At 47.5% G+C, this 17,437-nt stretch carries 4 protein-coding genes; all 4 read left to right on the top strand.

Annotated features, from left to right (window positions below):
* Positions 1-117: 117 nt before the first annotated feature.
* The 4 genes from GC097_RS11575 to GC097_RS11560 all read left to right on the top strand — a co-directional run bounded on the left by GC097_RS11575 (position 118) and on the right by GC097_RS11560 (position 17,403).
* The gene (locus tag GC097_RS11575) at positions 118-5,196 is read left to right on the top strand and encodes a DUF2252 family protein (protein WP_171683461.1); all 5,079 of its coding nucleotides are present in this window, start codon (positions 118-120) and stop codon (positions 5,194-5,196) included.
* A 339-nt stretch (positions 5,197-5,535) separates the two neighbouring features.
* Positions 5,536-6,588, top strand: a complete 1,053-nt coding sequence (locus tag GC097_RS11570) for a hypothetical protein (protein WP_171683460.1) — start codon at positions 5,536-5,538, stop codon at positions 6,586-6,588.
* Positions 6,589-6,725: 137 nt separating this feature from the next.
* The gene (locus GC097_RS11565; protein WP_171683459.1) at positions 6,726-10,430 is read left to right on the top strand and encodes an Ig-like domain-containing protein; all 3,705 of its coding nucleotides are present in this window, start codon (positions 6,726-6,728) and stop codon (positions 10,428-10,430) included.
* A gap of 499 nt (positions 10,431-10,929) precedes the next feature.
* Positions 10,930-17,403: an S-layer homology domain-containing protein gene (locus GC097_RS11560; RefSeq protein ID WP_171683458.1), complete on the top strand. Its 6,474-nt coding sequence runs from the start codon at positions 10,930-10,932 to the stop codon at positions 17,401-17,403.
* Positions 17,404-17,437 lie beyond the last annotated feature (34 nt).

Below are 17,437 nucleotides of genomic sequence, written 5' to 3'. Positions count from 1 at the left end.
AAGTCGAAAGAGCATAATATTACGTTTTATTTACAAAAGGTTAATCGTACGATAACAGAATATGGATATGATCAAATGAAACATTATGTACATTTCGCAAAAGGGGGAATGATTTTCGTGTTAAAGCGTTCAAAAATGAAACGAATCACATCAGTCGTACTTGTGTCATTTGCTTGCAGTTCGATCCTGAGCGTGTTTGGGTCTCCGCAAGCAACGGCTTCGACTGACGGACAAGCTTTCACCAAGACAGCCGATCATATTGTAATCAGCAAGTTTAATCCTGCAGGCAACCGTCCGAGTTTCAGCTCCGGCACTGCGGTTAAAAACAAAAATTTGTACAAATATGATTTCGTTGAATTGTACAATCCTACTGGACAGTCCGTTGACCTAACAGGGTGGAAAATTCAGTATACACCCAAAGTTTCCGGCACTTGGCAATCTTCCGTCACTACCAATATCTACGGAACGATTCAGCCTCATGGCTATTTCTTAGTTCAAGAGGATTTCGACAAGAATCCGAGTGGAATCCAAGATTTGACTTCGCCGCTGTACGGAGCTGAATTGCCGACACCGGACGTCGTGGCGACGGCGGAGACTGGTATTTTCAAAATGGATAAAGATACCGGGAAAATCGAGCTCATAGGCAATAATAACTCTTCTAAAGATCTTGTTGTGTACGGAGATTCCACGCCGACCTCCGCTCCGGCTATGAAAGTTTATAACTATTTTGTTCGCAAGGCGGTTAATCCAGTTGATCCAACAGGAACTGCTCTTTCGGCAAGCAGCGCGGATGGTACTCCGAATACGAATGAAAACAACTACGGAAATGGATATTTCACCGGGAATAGCCTCAATGATTTTGATATTGGGGGTGGCACCTCGATTTTAACCCAATATCAAACCAATCCTGCAAATGTGCACAACTCTCTAAGCAGCCGCCACCCGCTGAAAATTTATGCCAAGGCGGACCCGCTTTATTCCAGCGTAGCGATGTCCACGAATACAACCGTAGATGCATTGAAAAATAAAGTAGCTTTGCAACTCCCTTTTTTAACAGAATTGAAAAATGATTTTGATGAAAGCTATGTAATCGTGTCCAATTTGCCGCAAGGACTTGCCTATTCGGTTGTTCCCGATAGAGTGAACCACAGACTTGAAGTTTGGATCACAGGCACAGCGAACAATCCAATAACGTCCAATCAATCCTTCACGGTTCAGATCAAAGCAGCGGGTGTCACTTCGGGAGAACAGACGGATTCCGACCCTGTAAACTTTACGATCGCAGCGGCACTACCCAAAATCAATGCTTCTCTTATCTCAAGCGATGTGCAGATGACGACAGGAACCGCCATCGATCCTAAACATGCTTCATTTCGTCTGTCGGTACCGAATGTTAACGGCGTATCACTTAAGGATTCACTGGTTTCTTCTTCTTATTCGCTAGTTCCAGCGCTGCCGCAAGGGCTTACCTTGTCAGCTACTGTGAATGACTCGAAGGATCAAATTACGTTTAGCGTTTCCGGGACTTCATCCGTTCCGGTTACACAGGATATATCTTATTCGATCACCCTTAGCAATGCGGTAATGTCCAGTTCTACTGTTAACGGCCAGATCATTCAGGACGCCAATCCGGTCGGTATCACCATCCGTAAGATGGACTCGAAAGCAGACTTGGCTAGAAAGAATGAGTTGATTGCGGCCATTAAAGCAAGCAATGCCTTTTTCTCCGACCCTGTCATGAAGGCCGCCAAATACGCTACACAGGCGAACACCAGCTTCGACTTTTTCCGGGGGAATCCGGCAGTCTTCTTTGGTGACCTGAATACAAGTCTTTTGCCGGTGCCGGACGCTTGGAAACAGATGGATTTGAAAACGATCGTTCAGGGCGATGCCTACTTGCAAAATATTGGTACGTTCGAGAACGCGAGCGGACAGGTGAAGTTCGATCTGAACGATTATGACAGTTCGGCGACCGCTCCGTTCTACTGGGATTTGCTGCGCATGCTGCCAAGTCTCTTCTTGGAAAGGGACAACGGTACTGCAGCCGAGAAAAGTATGACGGACGCGGATATGACAGATATCGTCAATATCTTCCTTGACGAGTATCGCGGAACGCTAGTTTCGTTAAGCGGCAACGCCAATCTTCTTACTAAAGAATTAACGACAAACAACGTGGACGGTTTCACGAAAACGCTGTTGGATAAGATGGCAGCCGTAACCCGTGTCAATCAATTGAATAGTGCAGTTCCTGTTGATCCCCAGACCCAGACAAGGAAATTTATTGCGGGATCCAAATACAGCTTGTTGACACCAGAACAACGCTACCAATTTGAATCCAGCTGGAATACTTACTTAGCCTCCATCGACAGCTTCGCAAAGAGTAAGAATCCCGGGTATTTTAAAATTAAGGACGTCGTATATCGAGTGAACCAGGGGAATGCCAGCCGAGGCTCTATGCGTTTCAACGTTCTAATTGAAGGAAACAGCACAGGGCAGGATGACGACATCTTACTTGATGTTAAGGAAGAATTTTTGCCGAACCTGCTTGCTAATCCGGAAGCGAACCGCAGCGAGTACGATTCCGTTTATGGAACGGATCATGGCAGACGTACGGCGGACAATTACAAGAGTTTGATGATGAATACTGAGTCTTATGCAGGTTCGATGGCGATGGGAAGCCGAAGTTTTCTTGTGCGCTCCATTGCCGTTAGCAAAGGAGATTATACCGATATCAAAACCGCCTTCGCTTCCAAAGCGGACTTGGCCAACTACGTGAAGTATGCTTCGCAGGCTTATGCGCTCGCTCATGCCAGAAGCACATCGGCCTTTGCAGGCAAGTTTGTAAACACCATGGATGACAGCACTTGGAATTCGTTCAAGCAAGAGCTTCTCGAGCTTTCAGCAACCTATTACATCCAGAGTAAATCGGATTACGCACTTATGCAGCCCATCATGGGCGACGGGTCCCTTCTTGATGTTTCCCATTTGTCGGGAATTGAGGTAACCGGCAGCAATGGAACGGTCTCACTTTCTCCAGCCTTTGTTAACCTAACGCCTTACGATGGATATTCTAATGCATTCCCAATTCGAAGCTACAAGGTTAACGTTCCGTTTGATACCGAATCAGTATCCGTTAGAGCGACAGCGGCGGACAGCAAAGCCAAGGTATCTCTAAACGGAACGACGGTGGTAGGTGTAGGCGAGCAAAGCTTCAAACTCCAAGTCGGGGATAATCCGATCTATGTCAGCGTAACGGCTCAAGACGAATCGATCATGAATTATACGTTAACGGTAACACGGGCGGCCCCGCCATCCAGCAACGCCGATTTAAAGTCCCTTATACTGTCAGGCGGTGAAATAAGTCCATCCTTTACGAAGGATACTACGGCATACACGGTAAAAGTTCCGAGCAGCGTGGTCAATACGACGGTGACGGTTAGTGTGTACGATGATGTTTATTCTACCGTGATGACGAACGTTTACAATGGGGAAGGCACGCTGGTGCTCGGTCCAGTTTCCTTAAAAAATAATGAACCGTCCGTGGACCTTCCGCTGAGCGAAGGCAGCAATTCCATTAAAGTCCTTGTTACGGCGCAGGATGGAACCGTCAAGACCTACACGGTAAATGTGATCAGAACCACAGCCGTAACAGTCGGCTCCGACGGAGTGATTCCAATAACCGATGTCCCGGTTCAAATATCGGTTCCGGAGGATGCAACTAACGCCAAGCTGACGGTGACCACGATTACAGCCGGGGCGAACAAGGAAGCGACGTTGCCCCAGATACAAGTGCTGTCGTCAACTTCTCTGGGTAATGTAGGGATGGCGATTCCGGAAGGAACGAAAATTACGGCAACCTCATCTTGGGACGGTACGATCCAACTGCCGACGATAAAGAGCAACAGCAGCGTATCGATACCGAATGCTTCCGTGAGCGGCGTTGTCGAAGTCGGTGCGCCGGATGTCACGTTGACCTTTGATAAGGCGGTGCGTCTGCTGCTGCCCGGTCAAGGAGGCAAAGCGGCTGGTTATTTGCGCAGCGGCGTCTTTACGCCGATAACAGGCAAAATCTCGGAGGACAGCCAGATGGCGGCCAACCTTGAAATTGCTGCAGGTGGAGAAGCGGCGATAACGGTTGGAAGCGATCTGGTCATTTGGACCAAGCATTTTACGATGTTTGTCAGCTACACCGCGATTTCTCCGTCCACTGGCAACGGTAGTAGTGGCGCAGCCGGTTCTTCCAATTCCGGCACCATCTCGGCGACGAACGGCGGGACGCTTACTTTGAACGGAGCATCCATCGACGTGCCGGCTGGAGCTATGACAGGTATCATCCAGGTTACGGTAGACAAAGTAAGCGGCACTTCGGGCATCCCGATAGATTCCGACTTACAGCTGATCAGTGAGGTCTATGAGATTAAAAAAGACAAAGACGGTGAATTCAGTAAACCTGTTATCATCACGCTGCCTTTCGATAAGACCAAAGCAGATTTGAAATCTTCCGACGTAGCCGTGTATTACCTAAATGAACAAACCCACGCTTGGGTGAAACTAACCGATCCGAAGCTGGATCTGGAAATGGGGAAGGCTTCAGGAGCAGTAACCCATTTTTCGAAATTTGCCGTTCTGGCCTCGAACAAAATGAAAACTGCGCCGCAGCCTTCGGTTAATGAACAGGGATTCTCGGATCTCAAAGGTCATTGGGCTGAAGCAGGCGTGCTTGAGTTGGTCAAGCAGGGGATCCTAAACGGCTATTCGGACGGCACCTTCAAACCAAATGCAAACATCACGCGAGCCGAATTCGTGACGATCGTCGTTAAAGCCTTCCATCTTAATGAGAAGAAAGGCAAAAGCTTCGCCGATACCGATACGCATTGGGCTAAGATGGCAATCGGCACGGCTGCGGCGCTGGATATTGTGTCCGGGTATAACGATAGTACGTTCGGGCCGGATGATTTTATTACCCGTGAGCAAATGGCAGCGATCATCGTTCGTGCAGCTCGAATCACATCGACAGACAAGAACACGCGGTTTACTGACAACACAGAAATATCGGATTGGGCGCGTGCTTCTCTTGCAGCAGCAACCGAAAAGGGACTTCTCAATGGTTACCAGGACGGCACTGTGAAACCAAAAGAAAAGACTACCCGCGCCGAGGCGGCAGTTGTAATCCTAAGAGTGCTGCAACAAAAATAAAGACCTCAAGCTATACATGCGGTTCTCAAAGGTTAACAAGCTCCAAGCAACGAGAACGTATACTTCTATGCCCTTTCGCTTCCCATCAGGAAGTCGGAGGGGCATTAGTTGTGTTACTGAAAAATCCTCTTCTTGAAGCAACAATTAATCATCGGCTGCCCAGCTTTCGATTTGTCGAAAGGGAACTACGATGTGCTGCTATAATAGTCAAGATCTTGCACATCCAAGTCAAAATATTGCATACCATTCTGGTATGCTTTTTATTATATTGAAAACACGATACAATTTGTTTCGTGTTTTTCGCTTTGCATGACGCTTCAGATTGGGGGGGAACCATTCATGATAAAGAAAAAATTTGAAAACTTTCGTTTCATTATTCTGTCTTGCGCATTGGTCATGCTAGCAGTTGTCACAAGTGCGTCCGTGCTTACTTTTGAAAGCCGTTCGGACGAAAAGATCGTATTTACAATGGATGGCTCAGCGATAACTTATGACGAATTTCAGTTGGTTCTACAAAATAAGAAAGCGTTAACAACGAGTTATTTTAAAGAAAAATATAATGCCGACTATAACAAGAACTTCTGGTCAGCCGTTTATCAAGGCGAAAATCCGGCCGAATATGCCAAACAATTAGCCGTGGACGAGCTGTTGAAAATCAAGGCGGAACAAAGGCTTATGAAAGAAAATGATGTCATCCAAGAAACGACGTATCGTGCTTTTCTGAAAAACCTGCAGGATGAAAATGAGCAAAGGCAAAGGAAATATAAAAATAATCAACCAGTTTATGGTCCGATACAATACAGCGCTTTTGAATACTATTCGTATTTCCGAAGTATCAACTATCAGAAACTTATTGAGAAACTGGCAAAGGATGCGCAAAATACACAATCAGATGATTTTTACCAAGCCTATTATAAAGAAATGAAAGATGATTATTTTAAAATGAGAAGCAGCTTTGATTATGAGAAGATTTCGTTAAAAGGCGGTTCCGCCACAATGAAAATACTTCAGGAGATCAAGGACAAAGCAACGGCTGGAGGAATCGACTCAAAAACAGCGGCAGAACAATTAGGAGTACCTGCAAATATTGAAAAGCAAACGTTAGATCCGAAAAAAATATCGAAGGACGATATTTTTACTAACCAGTTATATGAAACGTTCCTGGATTTGAAAGAAATGGATTTTAGTGAAATTTACGAGACAGATGGTGCAGCAACTGTTTTTAGAGTTCTGAAAAAGCAAGAAGGCGCCTATGAGGAATACAAGGATGTGAAAAGCGCGGTCATTCAGATTTACGTGCAAAATCAATTGGATGAGAAAGTGGAGCAATATAGGAAGGAGGCAAAGGTTGAAATCAACCACTCCGTCTATGATAAGATTATTCCCCAATAAAACTGCCGTGGCTATCATCCATAAAGTAAAAATCGTGCACACAATGGTCGAAATAATACATGCCAATTCGTCTATTGTTTCTTTATATTTAAAAATGATACGAATTGTTTCAAAAAAACTAAAGGAGGAGTTACAAATTGAAAAAGAGTCAGACGTATAAGGTAACGGCCTGGTCTATTATGTTGACGTTACTCATCACACTGATTTTCCCTGCAATCTCTCCGATAAAAGCGCAAGCGGCGACTTCGGGAAATACGTACTATGTTAGCTCTTTAATGGGGGATGACAATAATGACGGATTATCGCAAGCAAACCCGTGGAAGACTTTGGAAAAAGTAGGCGCCGCCGTCTTCGGACCCGGGGACAAAATTCTTTTCAAAGCAGGCGATGTTTGGAACGGAAGCTTGAAGCTTAGAAACTTATCTGGAACCGTCCAAGCTCCTATCGTTTTTGACAAATACGGCAGTGACGATCCGAATGTCAGACCGATTATTAATGGCAATGGCACGACAACGAAAGAAGTTTTTTCACTCTATACGTATTATAGCGGAGTAACGGACAAGACACAGTCAGCCACCATTGACGTTTTGGACGGAAGCTACCTCGAGATCAATAATTTTGAAGTGACCAATTATAGTGCGACTGTTGTTTCACAGCGCGGGGGGATTGTGGTAAAAACCTCAGCTACGAACCAGACGGAATGGTTGAATAATGCTCAGAAGGGAATCGTTATCAAGAACAATTACATCCATGATGTCAACGGTAATCCCAAAGGGCATAAAATGGGCAGCGGAGGAATCCTGCTGCTGGGTAATATCAGCGATGTGCTAGTGGAGAATAACAAAGTTATCAATGTAGATATTGAAGGCATAAGAAATGCGGGCTTGTACAAAGAAGGGGATATTAGCGCAAACTTCCCTAAAGTCCTGAACAATGTTCAATTCAAAAATAACTATATTGAAAAAGTGCAAGGGGACGGCATCGTTCTAAGCAATGTCGGAGCAAACGGCCGACTGGAGTATAACACGGTGGTCGAACATTCGTATAAAAACGTTGGAAATGTGAACTATGCGGGCTTATGGGTTATTGCTGTAAAGGACACCATTATCCAATATAACGAAGTGTATGGCGGAAAATACGGTTATAATGACGGTCAGGCGTTCGACATTGACATGTTTAGCGAAGGAACATTGTACCAATATAACTACAGTCATGATAACAGAGGCGGTTTGATCCTGTTTATGGGCGGTTCGACCAACTCCGTGGTCAGGTACAACGTCAGCGTTAATGACGGAAACGGCGCGTACATCCTCCATTATTTGCCGACCACTGCGAACGATGCGCCTCTGATTCACAATAATACCATATTTACTGATTCTCAGATCAGCACAAGAATTTTTAGCGATACGGGCAAGTATGCCAAGCTCTATAACAACGTCTTCATGGCAAAAGGCACGATGACTATGGGGTCCAACAGTTTTACAGGAGGCGCAATCAAAAACAATGATTTTTATCCTGGCAGCGATATAAAAGGTCAAAGCTTTGCCGGAGTTTCTTTTGAAAACAATTTGTTTACCAGTCCGAAGTTCTCGAGACCCGGAGAAGAGCCAAAAAATCTCATTACCGGCATGAACACATTTAACGCAGCGGCGTTAGACGGATACAAATTAATGAGCGATTCGCCGTTGATTGACGCAGGGATGGATGTTTCCTCCTTGACTCCTGCCGTATGGGAGAAGGCATCCAAAGATTTCTTCAACAATACGCTTAGCGGCAAGGTTGATATCGGTGCCCACGTATATTCGAACGATCAGCCGGACACTGTGAAACCGGAAATTATGCCGACTTCGATCTCGGTTGACCCAAGTGACGTGCATCTCTATTTGCAGCATTCGGGGGCTGCTCTGTCGGCCAAAGTACTGCCTGAAGATGCTTGGTTTAAAGGTACGAAATGGTCAAGCAGCAATCCGTCCGTTGCGTCCGTTGATGCAAGCGGCAATATCTCAGCCAATTCCGCTGGCACGGCAGTCATTACAGCCGAGAGCGTTGTGAATCCGAATGTGAAAGCATCAAGCCAAGTTACAGTAAGTCCTGCTGCTGCGATCAAACAATATATGGTGACTTCGGATGACGCCACTTTATCCGATTCCAAGAAGTCCGTCCAGTTAAATGTCAGGGGACAAATGGAGGACGGGGGCACAGCGGATAACCCGCCTTACTATAAGATGACTTATCTGGCGGATCATCCGGATGCAAAGATTGATCAACTGACGGGAAAACTTGAGTTTACAGGCGATTTAACAAAGGTGAATGACATTTCCGTATCTGCTGAGGTTCAAGAATATAAGGATCTTATTTATTCGGAAAGCTTTGAAAATGGCTGGGGTGATTTTGTAACGGAACAAAATCCGCCTACCAATGGCTCGGGTGGTAAAATCTCCAACAAAATTGCGTATCACGGAAATAACAGCGCCTTATATGACAATCCGCCTGCGGTTGAAAAGGTATTTGCGCCGAATCAGAATGGGGTCGTCACGATGATGCTGTATGATGACGGCTCGAAGAACGGCGCAACCAGAGTCATTGCGCATGTCGGTAACCAACGCACAACTCTTCTGGCAGCGTTAGGTGTATTTTATGACGGTGGCAGTGTGGGCAATTTGGATAATTACTCTGTAAGAGCAAGCAGTTCCTCTTCAGCTTGGGAAAAAACGAATGTACCTCGGACGGTTGGCTGGCACGAGCTGAAATGGGATTATACATCAGGAACGGATTTAAAAATGTATATCGATAACCAGCTTGTGAAAACCACTACGGCTATCAAAAACTTTGACCGGATTGTACTTGGATTTATATGGGATAAGGCGAATGGACGCACGTTTGGTTTCGATAATATCAAATACGCCGCATCGGATGCCAAAATCACTTATCCGGCGCAAGCACTCAAAATACGTGTCGCTCACCCGGAGACAGCGGTTAGAGGCATTCAGATCGACAAGCAAGAAGTGTCTATCGACCAAGGGCAAACAGCGGAGCTGACTGCAACCGTATCCCCTGAAAATGCAAGCAACAAGAACGTTGCGTGGAGCAGCAGCGATCCGAACGTGGCTCGTTTGGAAATCATGAACGATAGGGTGGTAGTTACCGGAATGCAGCCAGGTCAGGCGACAGTCACGGTCACTACAATAGACGGCGGCTTTACCGCTGCTGCGACAGTCACCGTTAGACCGGTTGCCCCGACGGGCCCTGTAACTACGTTAACCGGAGCAAGCTCCGTTCAGGCGGGAGAACAATTCTCGCTCAATTATGGGCTAAACAACGTTGTGAAAGGCGCTTATGCGCAGGATGTTCATATCGCCTATGACGCGACCGTTATGGAGTTTGTATCGGCAAAATCCGCAAAAGAAGGAATCAGCTTGCTGAAAGCCGTGGAGGGTCCTGCAGGAACGATTCGTTTGATTATGGCCAGCCAAGGCGAAGGGAACGCGGTTATTGGGGACGCTGGGCTCATAGAGCTGACGTTTAAAGCGAAGAAAGTTGCACGGACAACGGAAGGGACGGTAGCCGTAACGAGCGCTCTTCTTGGAGACAGCCAAGGAAACGAAACGCAGGCTGCCGTATCGTCACACAGCATGGAAATCACGGCTGAAATACCGGGAATTCCAGGCGATATTAATAACGACGGAAAAGTAACGATCGGCGATCTGGCTATGGTAGCTGCCAATTATGGCAAAGATACGACAAGCCCGGATTGGGAGCAAGTGAAGAAAGCGGATGTCAACAATGACGGCAAAATCGATCTTCTTGATCTAGCAGCCATTGCCAGGAAAATTCTTGAATAGAGATTCTTTACCCAACTTTCGATTAGAGGAACGGGCTAATGTCCAATCAAGAACTATGTTACGAGCATATTTTAGAGCGTAATGAAAATTCATTTGAGAGGACTGACTAACATGAGTGGTGCGAGTTGTGGAGGTTATGGTGTTAACAACGCAGCAGCTGTTTTGGTTCTTTTTATTCTTTTGGTTATTATCTTAATGACTTTTGCATGGTAATTCCTTAAAACATCATCGCAAAAAAACAAAAACGGTCTGTATCGCGAATTAGATGCGAATACAGACCGTTTTTTGTTTTTCTCTGTTAGATTAAAATACCATAACCATAACCATAACATTTCAATTTCCCTATAAAAACATAAATGGCAGAAATTATTTAAACTTCACAAATGATTAATAAAGCAAGCGTTCAGACTTCATAAATCGCAGGCATAATGGTGGTATATTTTGCCGAAAGGGGATTTGTTTTAGAATGAGAAGAATACGAAGAAAAATGCCGAGGATGATGGCGGCATTGTTGGTATTGCTGTTAGCTGCGACCGGAATTGCATCGCCTATGCCGGCTCAAGCAGCTCCGCCTGCGGCCATTCCATCGCAAATTGCATTAAGCGTTGGCGGGAGCGCTGCGCCTGGCAAAACAGCCATGGCCTTTAATTGGGTCACAGCGCCGACGGTAAATGAATCAGAAATCATTTACGGCACTTCTCCTGACCTTGTTGGCGGCACAAAAAAAAGTGCTGCGGTCAAAACTCCCAATGTGACGGGCAGCGTTCCGGACAATAAGCTGGGCAACGTAAAGGAGGTTCGTTCCTATAGTGTAGTGGTTCAGGATCTGACTCCGGAGGCCAAGTACTATTACAAAGTTGGAAATTCAACTAGCGGATATACGGCGATCGCCAGTTTCACCGCTCCTGCAGATCCGGCTGGCAATAAGCCGTTTTCATTCGTGGTCTCGCCTGATACGCAAGGGACATCGGTAAGCACTTATCAAAATACGGCAGACTTGTACGATTACATCAAAGCGAATCATCCGGATTCCGCGTTTCTCATCCATAACGGAGACGTGGTAGAAGATGCGAGCTATTCAGACTGGTGGCAGTATTTCTTCGATGCCGCGCAAAATTTGACAAGCTCGATCCCGATCATGGCAACGCCGGGCAATCATGACAATACGATCTATGACAAATATTCCACGATGTATAACTCCAGATTCAATTATTCATCCTTGCGCAAGCCAAGCGGATTGTCTGCGGCTGCGGAAGGCACCGTATATTCCTTTGAATATGGCGACGCTTTATTTATTACGCTAAATTCATTTCCCGCCACTTCCTCCGATGATGACATTCAATGGAGATTCCTGGCTGAAGAGACGGCGGCATCGACGAAACAGTGGAAGATCGTCAATCTTCACGCTTCGCCGTATGACCCGGGTTCGAGCCACTATGCCGTAGATAATGTGAAAGGCAAGAAATTTACCGATGCCGGCATCGACCTGGTTCTTGCCGGTCATGAGCATGCTTACGCCAGAACGACATTGAAAACGATCTCCACGGCATCCGGTACAGGAAGCATTCAAAAAGCGGAATTCGGTAAGGCGCCTACATACGTCATCGGCGGATCGGTTTACAATTATGCTTATGGCCTGGATAGCCGTGACACTTCATGGAATGATTATTTCTATGACTTGCGCATCAACAAAACGGGCAACGGCGGCGGCCCTATCTATTCGCCGGGCGTATACAGCAGAGCAGAAGTAACGAGCAACTCGATTATTTATCGAACCTACTATAAAGCGACCGGTTCCGAGAATCCGTTCCGTGTCATCGACGAGTTCACGATTCTCAAATCCGGAGACGAAATCGCTCAGCCGACGGGCGGCGGCACGGCGCCTACATCGGTAACGTTCATGTTCGACTCCTTCAACGAGGAGACGCGCAAGCCGGAAAAAGACAAGTTCATTGCCCGATTTAACTGGGTTACGCCTGTAACTACAAAGATCACTCAACTTTATTATGCGAAAAAGTCGGACTTTGAAAGTAATGGGGGTAAATTTACCCATATTGCTGTGGGATCCAACAGCGATGTCGATCTTTCCAACAATATTGCCAATGCAAATTATAACGGAGCGGGGACGCAATACTCGATTGCGCCAATCCAGAGCCATAAGGCGGAGACGGCAGTACTTGAACCGGGTACGGAATATGTGTACAGCGTTGGCGACGGCAGGGAAAATATGACAAGCGTCACATCGCCGGCAAGCTTTAAAACGCCTGCAGCCAATTTGGATACATTCAATTTTAACTGGATTTCCGACGCTCAGCAAAATTCGCCATCCGGCTATGCTTCAACCCTAAACCTATATACCCAATACGCCCAAAAAGCGTTGAAGCAAGCATTTGTCGATTTCCCGAATGCTTCGTTCGTTCTAAGTTCCGGTGACCAGGTGAATTACGGGTTCGACACGTGGGAATGGGATGCTTTCTTCGAGGCGAATGCGGATATTTTCGCGCGTACGCCGCTGTATATGGCGACAGGAAACCATGAGTACGACGGCGCGGGCAACAGCTGGGCTCCTAACAACAGCTGGGACTCCATTGACCCGACGCTGAAGAATCTGCTGGGACGTCACAATCCGCCCCAAAACGGCGCTTCTTTCTACGGCGGAGGAGACGGCACGGAGCGAATGGTTTCAGGTATCAACAAACTTCAATTCGAGTCAAGCAACTATTATTACGTATATGGCGACACTTTGTTCCTGATCATGGATTATCAGGACCAGAGTTCCGCTGCGCACATCAAGGCGCAGGAAGACTGGATGAGATCCGTCGTCAAGCAAAACCCGACCAAGTGGCGCGTTGCGGTATTCCACAAATCGCTGTTTGGGTATCGGATGGCTACCCCAGTAACCTCCTGGACGGACGCATTTGACGATGCGGGAATTGATGTGGTGCTGATGGGACACGATCACGTCTATGTTCGCACCAAGCTTTTTGCCAATCGTCAAAACATTTCGCCGCAGACCTATGGCGAAGGTACGACTTATATCACGAACTATTCCGCCAATAACGACAGGCGTGGACCTAATTTCACAAGCAACAACAGGGACGCCGCCAGTATGGCCTATGTCGATGTAAGACCAATTGGTCCTGGATTTGTCAACGTTTCGATTTCACCACAGGAAATCAGAGTGACAAGTAAGGGCTACGATACCTCCGGTGTACTGCAGGATGGAGAAATCAACGCACTTGTCACCAACAAGCCGCGTACGCCGAACCTGTCGGCATGGAATTACCCAGCAGTGCCGCAAGATGTCAACGAATTTACGGTCACGAATGTTGCCGTTTCGGGAATTGCCAAAGAGGGACAAACCTTGAATTCCGCCGTTACGCCGGCTAATGCCACCGTTTCTTACAAGTGGGAACGTTCGACGAACGGAACGACGTGGATCGTGATTCCGGAAGCGACTGCGGCGAAGTATACGATCAAGACGGAAGATGTCGGTTCATTTTTGCGCGTCGTTGTGACAGGGACAGGCTTCTATAATGGAGTTGCAACGAGTACCGCAACAGCGAAAGTGACGCCTCTTGCCGGAAGCGGATCAACGTCGATTAAAATCGGCAGAGCAGAACAGTTGATGGCACTGTCGGCCAACTTCGGTTCTGATTCTTATCCGATAGACGGGAAATACGAGTTGAGTGCCGATATCGATATGGCTGGCACTGCATTTTCCTCAATCGGCGCAGGAAGCGCTCCGACCCCATTCATTGGCACATTTAACGGAAAAGGTTATACGATTCAAAATCTAAAAATGACAAGCAGCATCAACAACACGGGGCTTTTTGCTTATATCGGCGCTGGAGGCAAAGTGGTCAATTTGAAATTGATGGGTGTCGATATCACCGGTACCAATAACACAGGAGCCATTGCGGGAACTTCCACTGGCACAATCGAAAACAGCTCTGTGAATGGAAAGGTAACCGGAACGGGCTACACGGGCGGTATTGTCGGTTTGCTTTATGCGGGTACCGTACAGAACAATTTCGTATCCGCTGAAGTAAGTGGAACATCTGCTGGCGGTTTGCTTGGCGGTACCAATTATAACAATTCAGGTTCGCCTCTTAAATCGACAACTACAACGCCGAATATTATTCTCAATAACTATGTGGCAGGAACGGTCACATCAAGCGGTCAATATTACGGTGCTGTATTGGCTGATATGGGCGGTTCTTCAGGCAGTCTGCTCAAAACCTTTAACGGCAATGCCATTACCAGTATGGTAACCGGGACTACCGTTAATGGTGCAATTGTAGGCTATTGGTCCAGCAGCAGAGCGATTATTGATACTAATCAAGTCAACTACTTCGATAGTGGAAAGTTAGTCTTAAAGGCAAGCTATCAAAGCGCTAATCTCCCATCGGGAATCTCGCCTGTATTCGTAGGAAAGAACGCTGATGAATTGAAGAAGCAAGCGACTTTTGCAGCCTTGGGATGGGACTTTACGAACGTATGGAATTGGGATGGGGCAAACCAAGTTCCGGTACCGCGAGTGCTGAATGACGGCAATGATGAGGATCCTTTTGTTACCGTAATTGCTTCGGCCGGCAAGGGCGGGATCATCTCTCCGAGCGGCTACGTGCTTGTCGAGCGCGGACAAAACCAGAAGTTTACGTTTAGTCCGAATTCATATTATGAAATCGATTCTGTCATCATTGACGGCGAAGTGAACGCAGAAGCTGCTGCGGCACGTGAGTACACCTTCGAGAATGTGACATCCGTGCATACGATCGACGTTTCCTTCAAGCTCATGGAAGACGTGTCCGGTCAATCTCCGAGCGTCACTTCGACAAGCGCTTATTATAACAGAGCCGTAGAAGCGCACATTCATGTAGAGGTGGATTTCGGCTCCGGGGCAATGGGGATACCTGAGGCATCCTGGAGGTCTGCGGTGCAAAAGGTCAGATTCCTTAAAGACGGCGCGCTGGTTATGGATGCAACGGGAAGTCACTGGTTCCCAAGCAAGGATCATGGGGCGGCGGAGAATCTGCTTGAAATTTGTTACGATGATTTCATGAATTATCCTGGGTATGACCAATTAGTTCCTGGCACGTATACGCTGGAAATCACATTTAGGGACATCAATTCCACGGTAGTGAAGCTGCCTTTGATCGTAGAAGACCGAAAAGTCTCCGCCTTAACGGTAGACGGCGGAACGATTGCAGTTGACGGCGATGCAGTATCAAGTCCCGCACGAGTTAAAGAGGACTCGCAGGTTACGGTGACTGCCGTTGTACCGAGGGGACAACGTTTTGTACAATGGACGGCGAGCGGCCTTGTCAATGAGAGCTATACCGCTAATCCATTGACATTTGCAATGCCGGCTGGACCGGTTTCCTTGGCGGCCGAATTCGAAAATGTACAGATGACAAAAGTGGACTTGAGCGATCTTACGGTGGACGGCGCGACAGTCAGCGGATTTAATGCGAATACGTTGAGCTACACGGTGAATGTGCCGAACGGCCAAACTTCCGTGACGGTTACGGCAGCTACGTACGACTCGAAGGCAACTGTCGCAGTCGCAGGCGGCAGCAACTTGGTTGTGGGAGACAACATTGTAACAGTTACAGTAACGGCGGAAGACGGAGAAGCAACGAAAGTCTATACGGTTATCGTAAAGCGCGCGGCAGCGGAGCTGTTTTCCAATGCCGAACTGAGTGATTTGAAAGTGGACGGCTCGACAGTCAGCGGATTCAAAGCCAATACACTGAGCTACACAGTGCATGTGCCGAACGTCCAAACTTCTGTGACGGTTACGGCAACTACGTACGACTCAAAGGCAACTGTCGCCGTCGCAGGCGGCAGCAACCTGGTTGTTGGCGACAACGCGGTAACGGTGACCGTAACGGCAGAAGACGAAGTGACGACGAAAGTTTACACGATTACCTTAAAACGCGCTCCCGCCTCGACAGGCGGAGGAGAAACGGCCGCACCTACAAACGACAGTAAACAAACGCTGCCTGCCGACACCGGGGGTACGGCCCAGTTCGAGAATAATACCGTTACTATTACGGTTCCTGCCGGAGCATCGAAGAAGCAATTGACGATTACGGTGGAGAAGGTACTCAATACTTCGCAGCTCGTAACGAGCAATGACGTACTTCTTAGCCCGGTCTATGAAATTCTGAAAAACTTTACAGAAAACTTCTCGAAGTCGATTACGATCACACTAACGTTCGATCCGGCAACAGTCGGGGCGAATCAAATCGCTTCAATCTTCTACTTCGATGAGGAGAAGAAAGCTTGGGTGGAAATTGGAGGCGTTGCGAGCGGCAAACGGATTACGGCGGAAGTCGATCACTTCACAAAGTTTGCGGTATTCGCCGTAGAGAAGAAAGCAGAGGAAAAACCGGAAAGCAAGCCTGAAGAGAACGCGGGTAAAGGTGCAAAGTTCAGCGACGTAATAGGCCACTGGGCGGAAGAAAGCATCAAGCAAGCGGCTGCGAAGGTCATCGTCGACGGTTATGCCGACGGTACATTTAATCCAAATGGCGAGATTACCCGTGCCCAATTCGCGGTGATGCTGGCCCGCGCGCTGAAGCTGGAAGGCAACGGAGCAGCCCTGGCGTTTACCGATAAGGAAAGCATCGGCGACTGGGCGAACCGAGGCATCGCGCAGGCCGTGCAAGCCGGCATCGTGAAAGGGTACAGCGACGGCAGCTTCAGGCCGAACGCGCAGATCAGCCGCGCCGAGATGGTGATGATGATCGCGAATGCGCTGAATCTGGCCGCAAACACCAATGCGGCAACCGCGTTTGCGGATCATGCCGACATCCCGGCATGGGCTAAAGCGGCAGTAGCGGCAACGGTAGAGAGCGGTATCGTTCAGGGCGTCGGCGACAACAAATTTGCGCCGAACCAAACGGCAACGAGAGCGCAGGCGGCAGTCATTCTGCTTAGAGCGTTAGAGTATGCAGGTAAATAAGGTAACTAAAATTGGTTCAAAAGATTTGCATAAT

The organism is Paenibacillus planticolens, assembly GCF_013141725.1.
GTDB lineage: Bacteria > Bacillota > Bacilli > Paenibacillales > NBRC-103111 > Paenibacillus_E > Paenibacillus_E planticolens.
This window is presented reverse-complemented; position numbering and strand designations above follow the sequence as displayed.

What these genes read in the sequence shown, in the direction of transcription:
- GC097_RS11570 (WP_171683460.1), top strand. Translation starts at nt 5,536, where the DNA reads ATGATAAAGAAAAAATTTGAAAACTTTCGTTTCATTATTCTGTCTTGC.
- GC097_RS11560 (WP_171683458.1), top strand. Translation starts at nt 10,930, where the DNA reads ATGGCGGCATTGTTGGTATTGCTGTTAGCTGCGACCGGAATTGCATCG.